Genomic DNA, 19,164 nt, shown 5'->3' with positions numbered 1-19,164 from the left:
ATTTAAATTATACATAAAGGGACCTTAACTGTAAACATTGCACCTAAATTTGTATTATCCACACTTAATTGTCCATTCATATTTTTTTCAATAATAATTTTAGACATATATAACCCTATTCCTGTACCCTTACCTTCTTCTTTAGTTGTAAAGTAAGGATCAAATATTTTATTAATAATATTTAATGCTATTCCACCTGCATTATCTTTTATAGTTACATAACCATAATCACTACACTTTTTAATTTCTAATGTGATTTTTCCATTTTTGATTTTATTTTCAAGTATTGCATCTTTTGAATTTGTTAATATATTCAAAATAACTTGTGAAAATTCATTTGGAAAACCAATAACAACAATTTCTTCATTAAAATCATATTCTAATTCTATATTATTATGATTAAGAGTCGAACCTATTAATTCAAATGAGTTATTAATTGCAACATCAAGTTTAAATTCTGTAATCTCTTTATTCGGTTTAAAAAAGTTTCTAAAATCATCAATTGTTTTAGACATTGATTTTGTTAATAAATTTGCTTTTTCTACTGATTTATCAAGAAATTCTTCATTCATTTCATCCATCATATAAGATAATTGAATATTTTGGATAACTAAACCTAGTGCATTTAATGGCTGTCTCCATTGGTGAGCAATATTACCAATCATTTCTCCCATAGCTGCTAGTTTAGATTGCTGAATAAGTAATTGTTCTTGTTTTTGTCTTTTTGAAATTTCATCTTGTACTCTTGATTCTAGATTATCATTTAGTTCTTTAAGTTGTTTTGATTTATTTTCTAATTCATCTGTTCTTTCTTGTACTCTTGATTCTAATTGAAAATGAGACTTTCTTAATTCTAATTGTGACTTTTCTAATCTATCAATCATTTTATTAAAAGTTATCGATAATTTTCCTATTTCATCTGTACTTTTTACATTTACTCTTTTTGATAAATCTCCACTATAGATTTTTTCTGAAATTTCTTCTAATTTTACAATAGGCCTAGATACCATTTTTGCAATTAAAAAAGAAACAATTAATGTTGAAAAAAATATAATTATTGCTAACAATAAAAATTGATTATACATACTATTTAGTTTTTTATTATACTCATCTAATGATAATTCAAAATGTAGCCATCCCCAATGAATTGCTGTCAAGTATACAGGATAAGAATACTTGAATACATTTTTATTTAAAGACTTAGAAAAGCCTATGCTATATCGTTCTTTTTCTTCTTTAACTTGATCTTTATCATCAACTTTAATAGTATTTTCTTTAAGTTCCCATTTATTTACTTGAATAAGTAAATCATTACCATTTCTTCTAGAAACTATAAGCTGTTCTATTACTTTATTCACTTGTACAAAATCATAAACAAATTCAAGTATTTTTATTTCATCATCAATAATCATAAATTCTGAATTACTAAAAATAATAGAATCTGCCATACTTTTTGCTTGAGATTGAATTGTCTCAAGAATTGATTCTTTTTGCAATCGTGTTACTTCATAAGAAAAGATACTTAAAACTAAGAAGATTGCCATAAAAATTAATAAAAACACTTTTAAAAAGATAGTATTTTTAAAGTTCTTTATACTCATTTGTACTTCTTTATTAAACTAAAATATTCACTATAATATTTATCTAAAACTTTTAAAAATTCATTATCTATTTTAAATATGGAATTTACTTTTAATAACTCAACCATTTTCTCAATACCATCAACATTTTTTAATTCTTTGCTTAATTTAAAAAATATATCAATAACTTTTTTATTTGTGTTTTTATGAAAGATTCCTATGAAAGGAATATGATTCTTTTGAGATTTTTTGATAACTTCTAATTTATTACTAATAGAAGGATTTAGTTCTGTCATTATATCCCATGTTTTTTTTCTAATGACTGCAAAATCCGATTTATTAAAAAAAACATTTAAAACTGCGAAAGATTCTTTTTTCTTTTCTTGAATTTCTTTTGTCACTTTTTTCAAAGAAGATTTATTAATAATATAAGAGTTTTTATCAGCCCAAACAAAACTTCCTAAAGTACCTTTTTTTAAAGATACTGTTTTATTTTTTATATCTTTAAAACCTTTAGCGTTTAAAGATTTTTTTGCTATTAAATAATATTGTGTAAATTTATCATCAACTATATTCAAAGACCAGAAGTTATCACTTGTTTTAAAAATATCTTTTTGATTCTTAATAAAAAAAGGTAGGTCTAGGACAACCATATCCAGTTCTCTATTCTTTAAAGCTTTATATAAAGAATTTGAAGTTTTGTGAAATTCTATTTCTACTTTAGTATCATTATCATGGGCTGTATCTTCCAGCCAAACTTTAAGTGCAACACGTGCGTCTTTAAATGAAGATAAAATTGTACCTTCGGATAAAAAACCAAAGCGATTTACGAAATCTTCTTTTGCATATAAAGTAAGAGAGAATATAAGTATAAGTAATAATTTAAGTAAATTATTCATCATTAGCCTAAATATTATTTTTAAATAGTATAGCAGAATAGATATAAAAGGTAATAATTATTTTTACCTTTTATATATTTTGATTAATCGTTTTTTGGATTTTCTTCTTCAGTAGTTTCATCATTATTATTTTCTGATGATTTAGTATCTTTTTCTTCTTCATCTTTTACAAGTGCATCACTATGTAAATCTTCTTCTTCAAAAACAGTTCCACCGTTTTCTTTTATAATATCTCGAACTCTTTGTCCAGTAATTACTTCAATATCTAATAACTCAGCTGTCATTTGCTCAATTGCATCATTATTATCTCTTAATGCATCAAGAACAATGGCATATCTTTCATTTAAGATAGTCTTAACATGCTCATCTAAATTTTTAGCCATATCATCTGAGAAGTCTTTTTGTGTTTGTCCACCTAAGAATTGATTTTGTCTTTTTTCTAAAACCATAAGTCCAGCAACATCACTCATTCCATAAATAGTAGCCATTGATTTGATAATATCAGTAGCTCGCTCTAAGTCATTACCTGCACCTGTTGATATTTCACCTATAAATACTTCTTCAGCTGCTCGTCCACCTAAAAGTGTGTCAACTTCAGCAATTAATTCATGCTTTTGCATTAAATATTTATTCTCTTCTGGTGTATTTAAAGTATAACCTAAAGCTGCCATTCCTCTAGGAACAATTGAAACTTTATTAACTTTCTTAGCCCCTTTTGTAATTTCAGCAATTACAGCATGTCCTGATTCATGGTAAGCTACAATTTTTCTCTCTTTAGGAGATATTCTTCTTGATTTTTTCTCTAAACCAGCAATTTGTCGCTCTACTGATTCTTTGAAATCTTCATAAGTAACTTCTTCTTTATTTGCTCGACCTGCTAATAATGCTGCTTCATTAATAATATTAGCTAAATCAGCCCCAGCAAGACCTGCTGTCATTCGAGCTACTTCTTCTAAATCAACATCTTTTCCAACGGCTACATTTTTAATATGTACATTTAAGATTTCTTTTCTACCTTCAAAATCAGGTTTATCAACTAAAACTTGTCTGTCAAATCTTCCTGGTCTTAAAAGTGCTGGATCTAAAACTTCTGGTCTATTTGTTGCTGCTAATACAATAACAGGTGCTTCTTCAGTAGCAAATCCATCCATTTCAGCTAGTAATTGATTTAAAGTTTGTTCTCTTTCATCATTACCACCCATTGGACCACCGCTAGCTCTAGATTTACCAATTGCATCAATTTCATCAATAAAAATAATAGCAGGTGCAACTTTTTTAGCTTGCTCAAATAAATCTCTAACTCTTGAAGCTCCAACTCCTACAAACATTTCAATAAATGCAGAACCTGAAACACTTAAAAACTCTACATCTGCTTCACCAGCAACTGCTTTAGCTAATAATGTTTTACCAGTTCCTGGAGGTCCTACAAGTAATACACCTTTAGGAATTTGTGCTCCTAGTTTTACATATCTTTCTGGGTTTCTTAAAAATTCAACTACTTCTTGAACTTCTTCTTTAGCTTCTTTATTTCCAGCCATATCTTCAAATTTAACGTTTGGTTTTTCAGAATTAATCATCTTTTTAGATGAACCAATTCCAAGAAGGCCACCGCCTCCTCCACCCATTGATTTTGACATTCTTTTTGCAATAAACATCCAAATAGCAAAGAAAATAAAAATAGGTAAAACCCAACCAAATAAAATATCTGCTAATACATTCTCTTCGTTAATTCCACCATAATTAATTCCGTATTTTTCTAGTGAAGGAACTAATGTTTCATCAGGAATAACTCTTCTTGCTGTATAAGTTGTAACTTGACCAGTACCATTTTTAGAAACAGCTCTAATTTGAGTATTTCCAATTCCAACATATTCAATTTTTCCAGAACTTATTAATTTCTTTAAGTCTGAATAAGGGATTGTTTGATTCTTAGCTTGTGAATTAAATGGTGTTACACCATTGTTTGAGTTACCACCCATTTGATTTTCTGGGAATAATGCTTTAAAAGCAAAAATAGTAACTATCGAAAAAATTACAAATACTAATAATGGATTATTATTAAAAAAGTTATTATTATTTCCACCATTATTGTTATTATCTTGTCTATCGTTCATAAATTAAAACTCCTAATTATTTTTAAATACAACTGTTACCCATTCATTTTTATGAATAAGTTCCAATTGTTCTAAATCTTTAAATTTGTTTAACACTCTATCAATGTGTTTATCTAAAATACCTGAAATTATCAATATACCATTATCATTTAAACTATTTTTTAAATCTTTTGAAATCATGGCTAATACATCTGCAACAATATTTGCAATCACAACATCATATTTTTTTACTGCTTTATTAGCTGAACCAATCCATGAGTTTTTAAAGTTAACTTCATTTAATTCAAAATTACTTGCAGTATCTTTTATACAAACATCATCAGTATCACAAATATCAACTATACAATTTTTCTTAGCAGCAGCAATTGCTAAAATACCACTTCCTGTTCCTACATCTAAAACATTAGAATTTTCATTCACATATTTATCAATAGCTTCAATACAAGATGAAGTAGTTTCATGATGACCTGAACCAAAAGAAAGTGCAGGATCAATTATAATATCAATTTTATCATCTTTTTTTTCTTCCCATGAAGGACGAATATAAAAGTTACCAATTTCAACTGACTTTACAGATTGTTGATATTGTTTGATCCAGTCAATATTCTCTTTTTTTTCATGAGTAATTTTACACTCAATATTTAAAGCATTTGCAAATTGTACAATACCTTCTTTTACATCACTTAAATCTTCTTCACTTCTTGCAATTAGTGTACCATCAAGTTCTTCAATAGCGTTGTTTGTTAAAGACGTAAGTAAGTCTAAGAAAAGTTCATAATTTTTATTTGGATTAATTGTTAATTCAAAATAGTATTCAGACAAATATTTCCTTTTTATTTAACTATATAAAATTAAATTATTTTATAAAAAGTGAGATATTTTATCTAAACTACTATGTAAGTAATATTAAGAAGGGTTGAAAAAGCTTTCTATCATGTCTCTCATTACAGATGCATCAGAAATACCATTTATAATATCTCTAAATTCATGAGCTCCAGTGTAACCTTTTGAGTATGAATGTAATAGTTTTCTAAACATTACCGTTCCATGTTCACCATGAAATTTCAGTGTTGCATCAAAATGTTCTAATACAATTTGTTTTTTTAAAGCTTCCGATATATCTTTATCTTCAATTTGTTCTTTTAATTGATGAAATATCCAAGGACGTCCAATTGCACCACGACCTATCATTACGCCATCAGCTTTTGTGTATTCTAATACTTCTTTAGCTTTTGCATAATCTTTTATGTCACCATTTGCAATAACAGGAATTGAAACAGCTTCTTTCATTGCTTTAATTGCATCATAATCAACAGGTGCTTTATATTTTCCAGCTCTTGTTCGTCCATGAACTGAAACAAAATCAACACCACAAGCTTCAACTGCTTTTGCAATTTCAACTGGTATTTTATCATTTACCCCAATTCTTACTTTTGCACTTGTATATTGTTTTGTTGAATATTTTTTAACAGTTGATAAAATACTTTCAAGTTTATCTAAATCACCTAAAAGGTTTGAACCTGAACCATGAGAGAATACTTTTGGAGCAGGACACCCACAGTTTAAATCAATACCATCAATTCCATCAATATCATTCAAAATTAAAACTGCATCTCGAACTAATTCAGGACTATTTCCAGCAATTTGTACAATATAAGGATCTTCACTAGGAGATTTTTCAATCATTTTTAATGTTTTTTCTGATTTGTAAACTAAAGCATTTGATGAAATCATTTCAGAAATAGTAATATCTGCACCAAATTTTTTAACTACAGATCTAAAGGGTAAATCAGTATAACCAGCAAGTGGCGCCAACACCATTAAGGGTTGGCTAAAATCAATTTTTTTTGTCATTATTTATATGAAATCGATTCTAAATCGTAGTGTTTTCCAGCATCTTTTAAATCTAAAAGTGCTTTAAATGATGTATACTCACCTTCAGGTGTAGTATCAACAATTTCTCTAACTTTATCAATCATTTCATATTCAAATAAAACATGTAAGTATGCAGGTGTTGAAGCATCAATTTCAGAACTTAGTTTCTCAAATAATGCGATAATTTGATCTGGCTGTAAAATTGATTCATAATTTCTAGCAAGAGCTAAATAATCTTCTGTAGTGTAATCTAAATCTTTAACAATTTTAGAAATTTCTTCTGAAGAAAAACCAAATTCATTATTTGCAGCATCTTTTTCAAATAACATTCTTGCAAGTTCTTTATCTAATTTAACATTTTTATAAAGTTTTTTTATTGTCGTCATAGTTTTTTCATTAATAACATTAATAAAAGATTGTCTTACAATATTTGGAGCATAATTTTCTACTTTTTTAAGAACGTCTACTGCAAAATCTGGTTGCTCATTTACTTTATTAAGTAAATTTTGATTTGCTAAATCTGAAATTTCATTTAGTTTTATTGACTTATCAACAATATATTTTCCAGCTTTAATATCTTGAATATTAGCTATTAAATTATTTAACTCAGGATCTGAAGAAGAAAATGTACTTTCTTTTACATTTAACTTAAATTGTGAAATCACTGAAGAAAGTTCTTTAAAAGCTTTTGTTTTAAATCTCTTTGGAGGATTTTTTTCTAATAAATTTGATTTAATTAGAGTAATCATTGTTTCTTTATCTTTATTAATAGCTCTTTGTTTAAATGCATTTATTAAACCATAAAATAAAATATGTCCAATTGTTGCTATAAATAAAATTGCTAGCGGAAGAATAATCCAAACTGCTATTGGTAAAAGCAATGAGATATCAAGTATTGTAACTTTATAATCTCCTAACTCTAAACTAAATGTATATCCATAAATAACACCAATAAACAATACTGAAAAAACAATATATTTTTTAAAACCCATAATTAAATCCTTTTTACTATTTTTCTACTTCATAAATTTCTCTACATGGTGTACAAAACTTTGCAAATGGTTTTGCTCTTAATCTACCAATTGCAATTGATTCATCACACATATCACAAATACCATAGCTTCCATCTTGAACTCTTTTTAATGCGTCCTCAATTTCACCTAATTCTTTAACTTGTTGATTTGCAATAATTCCTTCTTTAAAACTATCACTTGATATTTCTGCATAATCAAATTCATCTTTACATTCAGAATTCTTCAAAGAATCAATACTATCACGACTACCTTGGATATTTTTAATGATTAATTCTTTTCTTTCTAATAAAGTTAGTTTTAACTCTTCAACTTGTTTTGCGTTAGCCACATTATACCCTTAAATTTAAAATTTTGCCATTATACAAAAAATTTCTTAAATTATTTATGATATGGGTGGTTATTTTTAATACAAAGTCCACGAAAAATCTGTTCAGCCAAAACAACATTGGCTATTTTATGAGCCATTGTTAAATCACTTAAAGATATTATACTATCACATTTCTTTAAAAAATCTCGCTGAAAGCCAAAAGCGCCACCAATGAAAAAATTTACTTCATTCTTCCCATCTAATAGCTTAGAAAAAGCATAAGAGTCTATTTTCTTTCCTAAAACATCTAAGGCAACGTTGTAACCTTTTAATAAAGGGTCATAAGTATCACTATATGATTGCTGTGCTTCTTTTTCACCGATAGTTTGTGCTTTTGCTATAGTTTTATTAAATATGTAATGTACTTCAACTTTTGCATATTTAGAAGACATTTTAATAAATTCTTTAATTAAATCGTCAAATTGATCTTTTGAAGGTTTTACAATTGAATAAATATTGATTTTCATAAGAAGTTTTTGCCTTTATAAAAAGTTAGATTATATAAGTCAGAAAATAGAAACTTTAGGTATAAACCCTAAAGTTTCCAAAGTTTTATTAGTTTGCTAGTTAGCTATTTTCTCTTTTTTAAACATTGTTAATAAATCAGATAAAGTTTGCTTCATATCTGCTCTATTTACAACCATATCAATTGAACCTTTTTCAAGTAAGAATTCAGCTCTTTGGAATCCTTCAGGTAAATCAGCTCCAATAGTTTGTTTAATAACTCGCTGACCTGCAAACCCAATTAAAGCACCAGGTTCGGCCATAATAATGTCACCTAAAAATGCAAATGATGCAGAAACACCACCCATTGTAGGATCAGTTAAAATAGAAATATAAGGTAGTTTTGCATGATCTAATCTTTTTAACGCAGCAGAAGTTTTTGCCATTTGCATTAATGCAAAAGTAGACTCTTGCATTCTTGCACCTCCTGATGCAGAAACAATTATTAAACCTTGATGTTTTTCTAAAGATCTGTTTACAGCACGAACAATTTTTTCACCCTCAACAGAACCTAATGAACCTCCCATAAAAGAGAAATCAAATACAACAATTTGAACAGCATTACCGTTTATTTCACATTCTCCACTTAGAACAGAAGAAGTTCTTCCAGTTTTTTTCTCTGCAACTTCAACTCTTTTTTTGTATGAAGTTTTATCTACAAATTTTAAAGGATCGTTTGGTCTTAAATCTTCATCATACTCAACAAATGTACCTTCGTCTGCTAAAATTTCAATTCTTCTTTTAGCACCAATTCTCATATGAAAATTACATTTAGGACATATATTATCTTGATTTTCAACCTCTTTGAAGAACATCAAAGCATTACATTCTGGACACTTTATCCAGTGAGATGGAGCATCTTTTTTTGTTGCTTGTTCTTTTGAGTCACTGTCAAATGATATTTTGCTAAATAAGTTTTTTAAATCCATACTAAATCCTTTTTAAATCTTATAAATTTTTAAATTTTTCTAATTCGTCAAGTTTTTCCCAAGGGTAATCACTTTGACCTACTTGCCCACGTGCAGCTACATCTGCATAAAGGAAAGTCTCTGCACTTGGTTTATCTAAGGCAAATTTATCTGTAATCCATTTTGGAGTTAATGCAAAGTTTTCCATAACAAAAGCAGATAAATCATCATCATTAGCACTTGTATATGTACCCATTGTATCAACTGAAACTGAAGTAGGACGTGCAACTCCAATCGCATAAGATATCTGAACAACAGCTTTACTTGCAAGTCCAGCTGCAACAATGTGCTTAGCTAGCCATCTTGCTGCATATAAACCAGATCTATCAACTTTTGTATAATCTTTTGAACTTTGAGCTCCTCCACCAATTGGAGAGTAACCTCCAAATGAATCTACAATAAGTTTTCTTCCTGTTAATCCACTATCATGTAACGATGAGTGAGATACATATCTTCCCGTTGGGTTAATATGAATAATTGTACTTTCTTTATCATACATATTTGTTGGAAGTCCAGAATCATCAATTAAACCTTGAATTAATTCTCTAACTTCTTTAATATCCATACCTTCAACAGAAGGAGCAGATACTACAATAGTATGAATTTTTTGTGGTTTACAATTTTCAAAATTTTCTTTTGTTCCATAATCAACAGTAACTTGTGTTTTAATATCAACACCTAATTTATGATTATGCGCTAATGCATAATTATAAACTTTATCACTTAACATTCTCGCATATGAAATAGCAGCTGGCATATAATCAGCAGTTTCAGTTGATGCAAAACCAAACATAATACCTTGATCACCAGCACCAATATCACCAGTTGTTTGATCAACACCTTGAGAAATATCTGGGCTTTGTTGGTTTAATAAAACTTGAACATTTACATCATCAGGATGTAAACACTGCTCTTTTGTAAAGCTTGACTTTCCGTCATAACCAATTTTTGCTAAAGCATCTTTAACTAATTTCTCATAATCTTCATTAGATAATTGGCAAGTTGATTTAACTTCTCCACCAATTACAACATTTTTTCCTGCTACAAAAACTTCAGATGCAACTCTGCTGTTTTTATCTTCAATAATTAATTTATCAACAATAGTATCCGCAATAATATCTGCACATTTATCAGGGTGACCTGGGCTTACTACTTCTGAAGTAAATAAATACTCTTTTTTGTTTTCCATTTTTGTTTTCCTTTGTGGTTTTCCATTTTTGTTTTCCATTATTTTTAATTCCAATTTTGCTGCTAAAAAAATAACAAATACAACAGCAAGTCGAGTCTATTCTACTGTTACTGATTTTGCCAAGTTTCTTGGCATATCAACATCATTTCCTAATCTAACTGATATTTCCATTGATAATAACTGTAATGCTATTAACATTTCAAAAAATTCTAACATATAATGATCAGTTTTTTTAGTTTTAATAAAGTCATCACTTAAATCAAATTTAAGTGGTGATATAGAACAAATAGTACTATCTCTAGCACTTAATTCTTCAACATTCGATTTTATTTTATCATAAAGTAAATTTTCAGGCATAAGTGCAATAGTGAACAACTCAGGATCAGCTAATGCAATTGGGCCGTGCTTCATTTCACCTGCAGGATAACCTTCTGCATGTAAATATGAAATTTCTTTAAGCTTTAAAGCTCCTTCTAATGCTAGTGGGAAAAATACATCCCGACCAATAAAGAAGAAGCCATGACCATGTAGGTACCTTTTTGAAAGTCTTTTAGTTTTTTCATGAATTTTATCATCAATTATTAAAGACTTTGGAACTTCTCTTAATGCTTTAAGTTCATTTTGTAATTTATCACTTTGTAAAACATTTTTTGCTTTTCCAAAATAAAGTGCTAACATCCATAATACAACTGTTTGTGTAGTAAATGCTTTTGTTGATGCAACACCTTTTTCAATTCCAGCACGTGTTAAAATCGTTGCATCTGCAGTTCTTGTCATTGAAGAATTATCAACATTACAAACTACAAGAGATTTAAGTCCTGCAGCTTTTGCCATTTTTAAAGCTTCTAAAGTATCAGCTGTTTCACCACTTTGTGATATTACTATAAACAGTGTATCTTTTGTTAATAAAGGATCTTTATATCTAAATTCACTTGCGATTTCAACATTACATTTAACTTTTGAAAGTCTTTCAAAAAGATATGATGCAGTTAATCCTGAGTGGTACGAAGTACCACAAGCACAAATTTTAATTTCGTTTATTCCTTCAATTAATGATTTATCTATTTCATCAAATAAAATTTCTTCATCATTAAGTCGACCTAACATACAATCGCCTACAACATCACTTTGCTCATAAATTTCTTTTTCCATAAAGAATCTAAAACCATCTTTTTGTGCAAATTGTTTTGAAGTTGGAAGTGTTGACCATGAATAATTATCATTAAAAAATTCAATACCTTTTGCAGTTGCAATTCCACCAACTCCATCTTCTAAATAAACAACATCAGAAGCTAAACCAATTAATGGTGCATCTGAAGATGAAAATAATACTTCTTCTTTTTCATTTCCATTTGCAACAATTAAAGGTGAACCATGTTTAAAGAAAAATATTTTTGTAGGATCTGCTTTTGTAATTAGTAGAATTGAAAAAGCACCTTCTAATCTATCAATTGTACTATGAAATGCTTTTGTTGTATCATTTAATTTATTATTATAATTTTCAAATAAATGAACAATAACTTCTGTATCAGTTTGTGATACGAATTTATGTCCAAGTGCTGTTAATTCTTCTTTTAATTCTTTGTAATTTTCAATGATTCCATTGTGTACTACATAAGAATACTCACCTAAATGTGGGTGTGCATTAAGTTCTGTTGGTTGCCCATGTGTTGCCCATCTTGTGTGACCAATTCCAAGTTCATAGCTATCTTGAGTCGTTGTGTTATTAATTCTTTCTTCTAAATTATGAAGTTTTCCTAAAGCTTTGAATACATCAATTTTATCTTTATTTAAAACAGCAATACCTGCAGAGTCATAGCCTCTGTATTCAAGCTCTTTTAAACCATCTAATAATATTTTAGTAGTATTGTTTTTACCTATATATCCAACTATTCCACACATAAAGACACACCTTTGAAATTAAATTTAATCAAAGATTGTACTTAAAAGTTACTAAAAAATTGCTTTCTTACTAAAAACATTATTTTCTATTGGTTTAAATTCTTAATTAATTCATTATGAATTTTATTATTCGAAGCAACAATATACTTATTTTCAAATAATACATATTCATTTCCATCAATATTAGAAACTTTTCCACCAGCTTCTTGTAAAATGATTAAACCAGCACTAACATCCCAAGCTTTAAGATTCATTTCATAATAGCCTTCATAAACTCCACGTGCGACATAACATAAATCAAGTGCAGCAGAACCAAGTCTTCTTATATCTTGACATTTTGGTAAAATCTTCTTAATTTTTTCTATCACATCATTTAAATCATCCTCACACGTTCCTGATGTATAGGGAAAACCTGTTGAAAGAAGTGACTTTTGGAAATCATTCTCATCTGAAACTTCAATTTTTTCTCCATTACAAAAAGCACCCTCACCTACAACTGCTGTGTAAAGTTCATCTAAAATAGGATTATAAACAATTCCTATAAATGGCTTTTTATTTTTATAAACACCAACTGAAATTGCAGTATGTGGTAGTTTATTTACAAAATTTGTTGTTCCATCAATTGGGTCAACTATTATAGAGTTTGAGAAAACCTTATTTGTATTATCTGATTCTTCTGCTATGACATTAAAATCACTAAATTCTTTTTCAAATTTTTCTTTTAAAAAATTTTCAACTGCAACATCATATTTCGTAACTAAATCTTTTTTAGCTTTAAAACTTACATCTTTTTTTGAATAATATCCATCTTTTAATATAACTCCAGCTTCTTTTATAATTTCTATTAATTTATCTTTCATTAAAAATTCCATTTTGTTAATTTATTTTATTTGCTTTATTTTAGCAAAGAAGAATTATAAAATGATTAACTCTAATATCATTAAAATGTTATTTATTATCCATTATTTATAATATAATTAAGAAACAAGTGATAAAATAAAAACAAATAAAAATTTTAAAGGATATTGAAAGTTACTTTTTACTTTATTTATTCTTGAAAATATAGAAGAGATTTTTAAAATTAGAAAAATGTTTCAAGGTACTTAAATGATGAAAATATTAGTATTTGACTTAGAAATTAATGAAAATGATATTTATGATATTGTTGAGAAATACATAAGGAATACAGTTATTCACAAAACAAATAGAACTGATATTTTTTTAGAAAAAATAAAGCAAATAAATTATGACCTACTAGTAATTGATGTAACAACAAGCCTTGGAGATAATATTTTTAAAGAAGCTACTAAATTAAATAAAAATTATAATTTTTTAGTAATAAGTACTACATTAACATATAATAGTGAGTTATCATGCAAAGAGTGCTCTTTTGAATATAAAAGAAAACTTTTACTAAAACCACTTAGTGCAAATGATTTAGTAAATTATATTGAAAATTATCATACTCTACCTTGTAAATATTCAGTAGCTTCAACTAACATAATTGAAATACTTGAAGATGTGATGAAACAATTTACTTACTATGCATATATAAAAGACCTGTCAAAAATAACTTTAATTCAAGAAAAGAGCAATATAAAAGAATTAATCTCAATTATTGAGTTATTAAATATTCATAAAATTAATTATATAGTTGATAATGATGATATAAAACTTATATATTAGCCATAACATGATACTTTTTTGATACATTATTTTGTTATAATTAGTTTTTAAAGTATATAGGAGAAATTATTATGTATAGAATAATGTATATGAGTACTGCAACTCGCAATATTTTAGATGATGAGTTAGAAGAAATCTTAGAAAAAGCTAGAATAAATAATCATGAAAAAGAATTAACAGGCTTACTTATTGTAAAAGGGAGAACATTCCTTCAATGTCTTGAAGGAGAAAAACATAATGTTCTAGAAGTTTATAATAAAATATTAAAAGATGATAGACATGAAAATATAATAGATTTAGTTGATGAAAATGATGCAACTAGATTATTTCCAAATTGGGATATGGGTTATAAAAATTTAAAAAGCTTAAATGATATTAAGAGTGAAAAAATTAGAGAAATATTATCAGTAGATCAATTAGATATTAAAAAAGATGAAATTGCTGAAATTATTGAGGATTTTGTTTCTTTTAATTAAAAAATAAATAATTATTAAGTTTCATTCTTCTTGACTATTCAGTCTATATAAATTAATTTTTAAATACAATTAATATTATTCAAAATTAAACTGTCATGCAAGGAAAAAAATGAGCTTATTTTTTGTTATTCTTTTAAAAGTGTTTCCAATTTATATTAATGTTGTACTTGGATATTTATCTTCTAGGGTTTTAAATGTACAAAGAGAATCAATTGCTACTTTACTAATTTATATACTTGGTCCAATTGTAGTATTCTCTGCAACTATAAGTGTTAAAATAGATTTTGCAGTTGCAATGCTTCCAATATTTTTATTTATTTTTTGTTCAATTATTGCTTTTGCATCTCTTGCGATATTCAAAAACTCATGGAAGGACCCAACAGGTAATATTTTATCTTTTTCTGCAGGAACTGGAAATACAGGTTTTTTTGGTATCCCTTTAGCAATAATTTTATTTCCACCACATCTTGCTGATATTTATATTTTTACAGTATTAACATCTCTTTTATATGAAAGTACAACAGGTTTTTATGTAACTGCAAAAGGAAATTTTACAGTTTCGCAAGCTTTGAAAAAAATGTCAAAACTTCCAATTCTTTATGCTTTTATATTAGGTATTGTTTTAAACATAGCTGGTTTTGAAATTCCTGAAACAATTAGTTCATATACTGCACAATTTAAAGGTGCATATGGGATCTTAGGAATGATGATGTTGGGTATGGGGCTAATTGGATTAAAAAGTGAACCTGATAATTTTGATGTGAAGTTTATTTCTATTACATTCTTTCTAAAATTTATTTTTTGGCCCTTAGCAATATTAGGAGTTATCTTTATAGATAAAGAATATTTATTTATCTTAAATCAAGAGCTATATGATGTAATGTTTTTATTTTCAATAGTACCACTTGCAGGAAACACAGTAACTCTAGCTGTATTACTAAATGCAAAACCAGAGAAAGCTAGCTTAGCAGTATTTTTAAGTACCGTAGTTTCAGTTATTACAATACCACTTTATATATATTTATATGGTGGGTTCTAAGATTTATTAATACTTGTAGATTAGAAATATACTTAATTCTTATAAAAAAATAAAAGAACATAGAGAAAACCTATGAAAATAGGTTCTCTTTTTGATTTATATTTATCCTATAGAAACTTTATTCTTAGCATTATTTTTAGATTTATACATTAATGTATCCACTCTTTTAAAAATCATATCTTCATTATCTTCAAGTGTAACTTCAGATAAGCCGATACTTACAGTAATTTTTTGATTTTCAATTGTATTTAAATCTCTTTGAATAATATCTCTTACTTTTTCACTAACTATTTTTGCATTTTCTAAAATAGTTTGAGAAAAGATTATCACAAACTCTTCCCCTCCTATTCTAAATAAATTATCATTTACTCTAATATTGTTTTGTATTAATTTAGATAACTCAATAAGTACCTTATCTCCCATTTTATGTCCATAAAAATCATTAATTTTCTTAAAATTATCTATATCCAATATAAGCATACAAAAAGGTGTGTTGTAACGCTTTTTTAAAGATAAATCCTCTTTTAATTTTTCATTATAAGCTTTTCTATTCTTTATATTTGTAAGTACATCTATATATGTTAAATCTTTATTTATTTGAATTTCATTTTTTAGTTTGTCATAGAGTTTATTATATTCATTTGAAATATAAGTTAATTCGCAATCATTTTTAGATTCATTGAAGTAATCTATTGTTTCCTCTTTTCTAATTGAATTTGCAATAATTTCAATTGGTTTTGTAAAATTCTTTTTTATCCAATTAAACATAAAATATAAAAATAATATTGTAATAACAAAAGCAAAAATAAATATTTTTTTAAAATCTTCTAATGCTTTTATTTTTTGAGTAATATCAATTTTTATTTGCATAACTATATCTGTATATTTTAAAAGAGAGAATTCTTTATATTCCAATAAAGGGGTATATGAAATTACTTCATTGTCTTTTTCTACTATTACTGACTTATTATTTCTAATTGTATTCAAAATGATATCATCAGACTTTTCATTTACAGAAAACTTTTTTAATTCTTTAAAATGATCCTCTTTTGAAATATTTTTATTTCTTTTTTCCATCTTATAATAGTATTGATATTCTCCATTTGTATTTACTCTATATAAAGATAAATTTTTATGGTTGTTTAAATCATTTGAAATACTATTGAAAAGTTTGGTATCTGTAAATCCTAATTCTAAGTAAGTATCATTTTTTAGTTTAGAATATGAATAAAGTTTATATTTTCCATCAATAGCATCCTCTGATATATTATCTGCTAAATAAACTTTTTCATCTATTTTTGTTTTATCTAAAAAGTCTTTTGCTTCTGTTATAACAGACAAATCAAAACCTAAATCTTTTGTAAAAGTTGTTTCATAGATAACATAGTTTTTATCAATTAAATAAAGTTCAATTTCAATATCAGTTAAATTGTATTTATTTTTAATATCTTTTTTTAATTCTTTAAGAGTAAGAGAAGAGTCTTCTTTTAATAATTTCAATGAATAATTATGAATATTCAAAAAAGAATTACGTTTATCTTCATATTTAGATGATACTATTTTTAATGAATCTATAATTCGATTTTTATTGAATTCTATTTCTTTTTGTATATATGTATCTAAATCTGTTTGATATGAATTTTTATATGTTGTGTAAAATAAAGAAAAGATTACTAAGATAATTAATGAAAATAATATTTGAAGTTTATAAATTGTATTTCTTATATGCAATATAGTTCCTTTATTTAAGTATACATTCTATCTATTAATTAGTTAAATTAGTATAATAAATAATATTAAAATCTACATTATGGTTAAGAATAGGTTACGAAATTTTGAGGAAGAGAGTAGACGTCCTTAAGAATAGGACGTCTAAGAGAGAATGTAAATTACATTCCCATACCAGGCATACCACCCATTCCACCCATATCAGGCATAGAAGGTGCAGCTGGAGTATCAGCTTTAATATCTGTAACTGTAGCTTCAGTTGTTAATAATAATGATGCAACAGAAACTGCATTTTGCATTGCAACTCTTTCAACTTTTGCAGGATCTACAATACCAGCTTCAAACATATCTACATATTGTCCACTCGCAGCATTAAATCCTAAATTTTCATTATCAGATTTTTCAACTTCATTTGCAACAACACCAGCATCAAAACCAGCATTTAATGCAATTTGCTTTAAAGGTGCTTTAATAGCTCTTAGTACAATATCTGCACCAATTTGCTCATCACCTTCTAATGATAATGAAACTTTTGCAGCAGCTCTAATTAATGCAGCTCCTCCACCAATTACAATACCTTCTTCAACAGCAGCTCTTGTTGCACTTAATGCATCATCAACTCTATCTTTTTTCTCTTTCATTTCAGTTTCAGAAGCAGCTCCAACTTTAATAACTGCAACACCACCTGAAAGTTTTGCTAATCTTTCTTGTAATTTTTCTTTATCATACTCAGATGAAGTTCCTTCCATCTCAGCTTTGATTTGGTTTACTCTAGCTTGAACATTATCAGCTTCACCAGCACCATTTACAATAGTAGTATTATCTTTATCAATTACAACTCTAGCTGCAGTTCCTAATACTTCCATTCCAGATGATTCAAGTTTCATTCCCATTTCTTCAGAAATAACAGTTCCAGCAGTTAAAACAGCAATATCTTCTAACATTGCTTTTCTTCTATCACCAAAACCTGGAGCTTTAACCGCTGCAATATTTAATGAACCTCTTAATCTATTTACAACTAAAGTAGATAAAGCTTCACCTTCAACATCTTCAGAGATAATTAATAAAGGACGTCCAGTTTGATTTACAGCTTCTAAAATAGGTAACATTTCTTTTAAATTAGAAATCTTTTTCTCACATAATAAAATATATGGATTTTCCATTTCAGTAGTCATTTTTTCAGTATTTGTAATAAAGTAAGGAGATAAGTAACCTCTATCAAATTGCATACCTTCAACAACATCTAATTCATCAGAGATACCCTTTGCTTCTTCAACAGTAATAACACCATCTTTTCCAACTTTATCCATAGCTTCAGCAATCATAGCACCAATCGCAGTATCAGAGTTTGCAGAAATTGTAGCAACTTGCTCAATTTCTTTTTTATCAGCAACAACTCTAGAAGCTTTTTTAAGTTCAGCTAAAATAGCTTCAGTAGCTTTATCCATACCTCTTTTAAGAATAATTGGATTTGCACCAGCAGTAACGTTTCTTAAACCTTCTTTGAAAACACTATGTGCTAATACAGTTGCAGTTGTAGTTCCATCCCCTGCTTCATCAGCAGTTTTAGAAGCAACTTCTTTAACTAATTGTGCACCCATATTCTCTAATGTATCTTCAAGTTCAATTTCTCTTGCAACAGATACACCATCTTTAGTAATTGTTGGTGCTCCAAATGCTTTTTGTAATAATACATTTCGTCCTCTAGGACCCATTGTAACTTTTACTGCATCTGATAATTTTTCAACACCTGAATATAATCTGTTTCTTGCTGAATCGCTAAATAATACTTCTTTTGCCATC

17 protein-coding genes are annotated in these 19,164 nt (G+C 27.4%); 3 read left to right on the top strand and 14 right to left on the bottom strand.

The genetic code is table 11. The annotated features are described in order from the left end of the window. Nucleotides 1-2: 2 nt before the first annotated feature. From LPB137_RS03150 to LPB137_RS03095, 12 genes are all read right to left on the bottom strand, one after another. Nucleotides 3-1,601: a sensor histidine kinase gene (locus LPB137_RS03150; RefSeq protein WP_076084278.1), complete on the bottom strand. Its 1,599-nt coding sequence runs from the start codon at nt 1,599-1,601 to the stop codon at nt 3-5. Continuing rightward, complete coding sequence (locus LPB137_RS03145; RefSeq protein ID WP_076084275.1) at nt 1,598-2,479, bottom strand: type 2 periplasmic-binding domain-containing protein; 882 nt, start codon at nt 2,477-2,479, stop codon at nt 1,598-1,600. Before LPB137_RS03145 ends, LPB137_RS03150 begins: the two co-directional genes overlap by 4 nt. Nucleotides 2,480-2,562: 83 nt before the next feature. Then, nucleotides 2,563-4,593, bottom strand: a complete 2,031-nt coding sequence (ftsH, locus tag LPB137_RS03140) for an ATP-dependent zinc metalloprotease FtsH (protein WP_076084272.1) — start codon at nt 4,591-4,593, stop codon at nt 2,563-2,565. A 12-nt stretch (nt 4,594-4,605) separates the two neighbouring features. After that, a complete protein-coding gene (locus LPB137_RS03135) occupies nt 4,606-5,415 on the bottom strand; it encodes a 50S ribosomal protein L11 methyltransferase (RefSeq protein ID WP_076084269.1) in 810 nt (269 codons plus the stop codon). Nucleotides 5,416-5,499: 84 nt separating this feature from the next. Beyond that, entirely contained in the window at nt 5,500-6,447 is a 948-nt protein-coding gene (locus LPB137_RS03130; protein WP_076084266.1) for a tRNA dihydrouridine synthase, read from the bottom strand. Next, nucleotides 6,447-7,460, bottom strand: a complete 1,014-nt coding sequence (locus LPB137_RS03125) for a hypothetical protein (RefSeq protein ID WP_076084263.1) — start codon at nt 7,458-7,460, stop codon at nt 6,447-6,449. Before LPB137_RS03125 ends, LPB137_RS03130 begins: the two co-directional genes overlap by 1 nt. Nucleotides 7,461-7,476: 16 nt before the next feature. Next, the gene (gene dksA, locus LPB137_RS03120) at nt 7,477-7,830 is read right to left on the bottom strand and encodes an RNA polymerase-binding protein DksA (RefSeq protein WP_076084260.1); all 354 of its coding nucleotides are present in this window, start codon (nt 7,828-7,830) and stop codon (nt 7,477-7,479) included. A 50-nt stretch (nt 7,831-7,880) separates the two neighbouring features. Further along, complete coding sequence (locus tag LPB137_RS03115; protein ID WP_076084257.1) at nt 7,881-8,336, bottom strand: 23S rRNA (pseudouridine(1915)-N(3))-methyltransferase RlmH; 456 nt, start codon at nt 8,334-8,336, stop codon at nt 7,881-7,883. Between the two features lie 96 nt (nt 8,337-8,432). Further along, nucleotides 8,433-9,302 (bottom strand): acetyl-CoA carboxylase, carboxyltransferase subunit beta, encoded by an 870-nt coding sequence (gene accD, locus LPB137_RS03110; protein WP_076084254.1) that lies wholly within the window; start codon nt 9,300-9,302, stop codon nt 8,433-8,435. Nucleotides 9,303-9,321: 19 nt separating this feature from the next. After that, entirely contained in the window at nt 9,322-10,530 is a 1,209-nt protein-coding gene (gene metK / locus LPB137_RS03105; RefSeq protein WP_228144688.1) for a methionine adenosyltransferase, read from the bottom strand. Nucleotides 10,531-10,626: 96 nt separating this feature from the next. Beyond that, nucleotides 10,627-12,432, bottom strand: a complete 1,806-nt coding sequence (gene glmS / locus LPB137_RS03100) for a glutamine--fructose-6-phosphate transaminase (isomerizing) (protein WP_076084249.1) — start codon at nt 12,430-12,432, stop codon at nt 10,627-10,629. Between the two features lie 86 nt (nt 12,433-12,518). Next, complete coding sequence (locus LPB137_RS03095; protein WP_076084246.1) at nt 12,519-13,292, bottom strand: inositol monophosphatase family protein; 774 nt, start codon at nt 13,290-13,292, stop codon at nt 12,519-12,521. A gap of 247 nt (nt 13,293-13,539) precedes the next feature. Here LPB137_RS03095 and LPB137_RS03090 point away from each other — a divergent pair, with 247 nt between their 5' ends. The 3 genes from LPB137_RS03090 to LPB137_RS03080 all read left to right on the top strand — a co-directional run bounded on the left by LPB137_RS03090 (nt 13,540) and on the right by LPB137_RS03080 (nt 15,633). Continuing rightward, on the top strand, nt 13,540-14,118 hold the full coding sequence (locus LPB137_RS03090) for a hypothetical protein (RefSeq protein WP_076084243.1): 579 nt from the start codon (nt 13,540-13,542) through the stop codon (nt 14,116-14,118). A 71-nt stretch (nt 14,119-14,189) separates the two neighbouring features. After that, nucleotides 14,190-14,594 carry a BLUF domain-containing protein gene (locus tag LPB137_RS03085; protein WP_076084240.1) on the top strand — a complete coding sequence of 135 codons (405 nt, stop codon included), beginning with the start codon at nt 14,190-14,192 and terminating at the stop codon, nt 14,592-14,594. A 109-nt stretch (nt 14,595-14,703) separates the two neighbouring features. Then, on the top strand, nt 14,704-15,633 hold the full coding sequence (locus LPB137_RS03080; protein ID WP_076084237.1) for an AEC family transporter: 930 nt from the start codon (nt 14,704-14,706) through the stop codon (nt 15,631-15,633). Between the two features lie 102 nt (nt 15,634-15,735). Here the strand turns inward: LPB137_RS03080 and LPB137_RS03075 are convergent, their stop codons facing one another. Beyond that, nucleotides 15,736-17,364, bottom strand: coding sequence for a GGDEF domain-containing protein (locus LPB137_RS03075; RefSeq protein WP_076084234.1), 1,629 nt, complete (start codon nt 17,362-17,364; stop codon nt 15,736-15,738). 158 nt (nt 17,365-17,522) lie between these two features. Continuing rightward, the gene (gene groL / locus LPB137_RS03070; protein WP_076084231.1) at nt 17,523-19,163 is read right to left on the bottom strand and encodes a chaperonin GroEL; all 1,641 of its coding nucleotides are present in this window, start codon (nt 19,161-19,163) and stop codon (nt 17,523-17,525) included. Nucleotide 19,164 lies beyond the last annotated feature (1 nt).

It is taken from the genome of Poseidonibacter parvus, assembly GCF_001956695.1.
Classification (GTDB): Bacteria; Campylobacterota; Campylobacteria; order Campylobacterales; family Arcobacteraceae; genus Poseidonibacter; species Poseidonibacter parvus.
This window is presented reverse-complemented; position numbering and strand designations above follow the sequence as displayed.